This window comes from Sphingobium sp. HDIP04, assembly GCF_000445085.1.
In the GTDB taxonomy this organism is placed as follows: Bacteria; Pseudomonadota; Alphaproteobacteria; order Sphingomonadales; family Sphingomonadaceae; genus Sphingobium; species Sphingobium indicum.
The window spans coordinates 1-3,225 of record NZ_ATDO01000016.1 but is presented as its reverse complement, the minus strand read 5'-3'; the positions used below and the strand labels follow the sequence as shown (position 1 = coordinate 3,225).

Sequence of the window (3,225 nt, the reverse complement as noted above, 5' to 3'; positions counted from 1 at the left end):
GTGCCGGACTGGCTGGCCGGAAGCGGCGACGCCGATGCCGACCGGCTGGAAAAGATCCGCCTGCTGTCCGCCGATCCCGACGATCTGACGCTGCGCGCCGCCCGCCTGCTGGGCGAAGCGGATCGCGTCTATCACGCGCCCGGCGTGCCCGCCGCGATCCTTGACCGCGCCCGCGCCGACGCGGCGCGCATCGCGGCAAGCGCGCCGCCCGCTCGTCTGGAGTCGGGTCTGTCGCTCTGGCTGGAGATGGCGCCATGAGCCGGGTCTTCCTTTTCGAGGGCGGGCAGGCGCGGGAAATCTCGCTGGACGCCTTCTGCGAGCGGACGGAGGACGCGCCCTTCAGTTGGGTGCATGCCGACGGCTGGCGGGAGGATGCCCGCACGGTCGTGTCCCGCTGCGACCATATGCCGCAAGCCGCCCTGTCCGCGCTGCTGGCGCAGGAAACCCGGCCCCGCTGCACGCTGATGGGGCATGGCGCGCTGGTGAACCTGCGCGGGCTGGGCGCGGCGGAGGACGGGGTGGGCGATCCGCTGGTGTCGATCCGCCTTTGGGCCGAACAGGCGCGGGTCATCTCCGTCAGCTATCGTCCGCTCGCCGCGATGGAACCCGTGGCGGCGCAGATGCTGGCGGGCAGGATACGCGATCCGGGCGACCTGATCGCCGCCTTCGCGCAGCAGATCACCGAAGCGCTGGACCCTGAAGTCGCCGATCTGGGCGACGGACTGGATGAGATCGAAAGCGCGCTGACCGAACATGGCCCGGCGGAGGCGCGGCGGCGGGTGTCGGAAATCCGCGCCACCGCCATCGGCTATCGCCGCTTCATCGCGCCGCAGCGGCAGGCGCTGGAAAGACTGTCCGCCGCGGACGCGCCCTGGCTGGAGCCGGACGACCGGCTGCACCTGCAGGAAGCCGCCGACCGCTGCGCCCGCATGGCCGAGGAACTGGAGGCGGTGCGCGAACGCTCCGCGCTCGCCCATGAAGAATTGACCGACCTGCGCGCCGAACAGATGAACCGGCAGGCGCTGATCATTTCGGTGGTGGCGCTGGTGTTCCTGCCGCTGACCTTCCTGACCGGCCTGCTGGGCATGAATGTCGAAGGCATCCCCTATGCCCACGAACCCTGGGCCTTCTGGGGCGTGGTCGGAGTCTGCGTAGCCATGGCCGCCGGCATCAGCGGCTGGTTCGCGGCAACGCAATGGCTCAAATAAAAAATCCTCCCCATCTTCGATGGGGAGGGGGACCACCGCCAAAGGCAGTGGTGGAGGGGAACTGCGCAGGTCGAGCCTCTTCCGCCCAACCCGCCTAAAATCGCTCCCAACCCCTAATTCCGCGCCGCGTTCAACCGGGCGATCTCGTCATGCAGCGCCTGGATCGACGACACCAGCCGCGCCCGGTCCGCCTGCATTTCCGCCAGCGCGTCCCGCGTTTCGCCCAGTTCCAGGGCGCGCCGGGCGATCCGGGCGTCCAGTTCGGCATTGTGCCGCGCCAGCGCGCCGACCTGCTCGGCCCGCGCGCACAGATGGCGCAGCCGCGCATCCAGCAGGTCGAAATCGAACGGCTTGACCACATGGTCGTCGGCGCCCGCGTCCAGCGCCTCCACGGCGGAGACCCTGTCGTTCCGCCCGCCGATCATGACGAAGCAGGCATTGTCGGCCAGGCCCGCCGCCCGGATCTTCCGCATCGTCGTCAGGGCGGGCAGCAGCGTCAGCCCCATGTCGATCAGGATGATGTCCACCGGCCGCGTGACCAGCATGTTGAGCGCGGAAAAGCCATGTTCCGCCAGCGCGACGTCATAGCCCAGATGCGACAGCCGCCGCGCCACGACGGCGCGGGACGTGGCGTCTTCATCGACCAGCAGAAGGCGCAATCGCCGGGGCGCCCGCCCATTTGCCTGGGCCTGCGCCCGTTGCGGCCTGCTGATGCTTTCGCGTTTCCAGAATTGCATGGCGTCCCACCTGTTGCAGGCGCGCAGCATAGGATCGGCGGGCAAAGAAATGGTTAACGGGCCGGCGGCGCATAGGCGCGCAGGAAACAGTCCAGCCCATGTTCGACATCGGCCTCGATCTGCTCCGCCGTCGCCCGTTCGATCTGTCCCCAGACCAGCGACTGGTGACAGCCCGACAGCATCAGGACGGCGAAGGTGCGCGCCGCCAGTTCGGGATCGGCGCGGCGCAAAAGGCCGCGGTCCATCGCCCTTTCCAGGAATTCGGCTATCAGCCGCCGCGTGCTGCCGGGCGCATATTGGTAGAAGATCGCGCCCATTTCGGGAAAGCGGCCCGATTCGGACGCCACCAGCCGATAGAGCGCGATGCTTTCGGGCGAGGTGATTTTCGTGAGCAGGTTCAACCCCAGCGTCCGCAACGTTCCCGCAAGGTCGCCCTCAGGATCCAGGATTTCGGCGAGGCGCGCCCGATAGGCGGTGGTCGCGTCGTCCAGAACGGCGGCGAACAACGCCTCCTTGCACGGGAAATAGCTCCAGAGCGTGCCCTTCGATCCGCCCAGCGTCGCGGCGATCGACGACATCGTCGTCGCGGCATAGCCATTTTCCATGAAGGAACGCGACGCCACGTCCAATATGGCCTTGCGTCGATCTCTACGCCGTGCCTCTCTGCGGCTGAGCGGGGGAAGGGGCTTTGTCATGAAATCGTACCATATAGTACGCTATTTCTGTTGACAAGGATTCGCAACCGGCGCAAAGCCTGATTTCATACTATCTGGTACGGTTTTTATGCCCGCGAGTCGCCATCCGAATCCTTCGCGCTTTTCCGCCCGGACCGGGCTTCTCGCCGGCGCGGCCTTGCTGTCCGCCTGCGCGGCGGTGCCGGACCTGGGTCCGCAGCCGGTCGCGCGCGGGCCGGCCAGCATCGCGGCGGAACGCAGCCTGCAGGCCGACAATGCCACCCAATGGCCGGCGGAAGGATGGTGGAAGGCCTATGGCGATCCCCAGCTCGACGCGCTGATAGAGGAAGGGCTGAAGGGATCGCCGGACGTCGCCGCCGCCGCCGCCCGCTTCGCTGAGGCCAATGCCGCCGCGCAGCAGGCGGGCGCGCCGCTGCTGCCCGCGATCGACCTCGACGCCAATAGCGGCGTGACCAAGTCCAGCTACAATATGGGCATGCCCAAGGAATTCGTGCCCAAGGGCTGGCTGGGCACGGGCCGGGTGGCGCTGAATTTCGGCTTCGACCTCGACCTGTGGGGCAGGAACCGGGCGGCGCTGGCGGCGGC

4 protein-coding genes and 1 pseudogene are annotated in these 3,225 nt (G+C 68.1%); 3 read left to right on the top strand and 2 right to left on the bottom strand.

All coding sequences use genetic code 11. The annotated features are described in order from the left end of the window. Together L286_RS25440 and L286_RS25435 are read left to right on the top strand one after the other, a co-directional pair. Positions 1–258 (top strand): annotated as a pseudogene (locus tag L286_RS25440) (siroheme synthase); the annotation flags it as partial. Beyond that, the gene (locus L286_RS25435; RefSeq protein WP_021222910.1) at positions 255–1,208 is read left to right on the top strand and encodes a zinc transporter ZntB; all 954 of its coding nucleotides are present in this window, start codon (positions 255–257) and stop codon (positions 1,206–1,208) included. The pseudogene L286_RS25440 and the gene L286_RS25435, both read left to right, overlap by 4 nt. A 113-nt stretch (positions 1,209–1,321) precedes the next feature. On the opposite strand, the gene L286_RS25430 is transcribed toward L286_RS25435, so the two are convergent. Together L286_RS25430 and L286_RS25425 are read right to left on the bottom strand one after the other, a co-directional pair. After that, entirely contained in the window at positions 1,322–1,945 is a 624-nt protein-coding gene (locus L286_RS25430) for a response regulator transcription factor (RefSeq protein ID WP_020821195.1), read from the bottom strand. Positions 1,946–1,998: 53 nt separating this feature from the next. Further along, positions 1,999–2,640, bottom strand: coding sequence for a TetR/AcrR family transcriptional regulator (locus tag L286_RS25425; RefSeq protein WP_013041002.1), 642 nt, complete (start codon positions 2,638–2,640; stop codon positions 1,999–2,001). 88 nt (positions 2,641–2,728) lie between these two features. Between L286_RS25425 and L286_RS0124040 the strand changes: the two genes are divergently transcribed. After that, positions 2,729–3,225: TolC family protein (locus L286_RS0124040; protein WP_031292940.1), on the top strand; the 497-nt coding region annotated here is incomplete at its 3' end.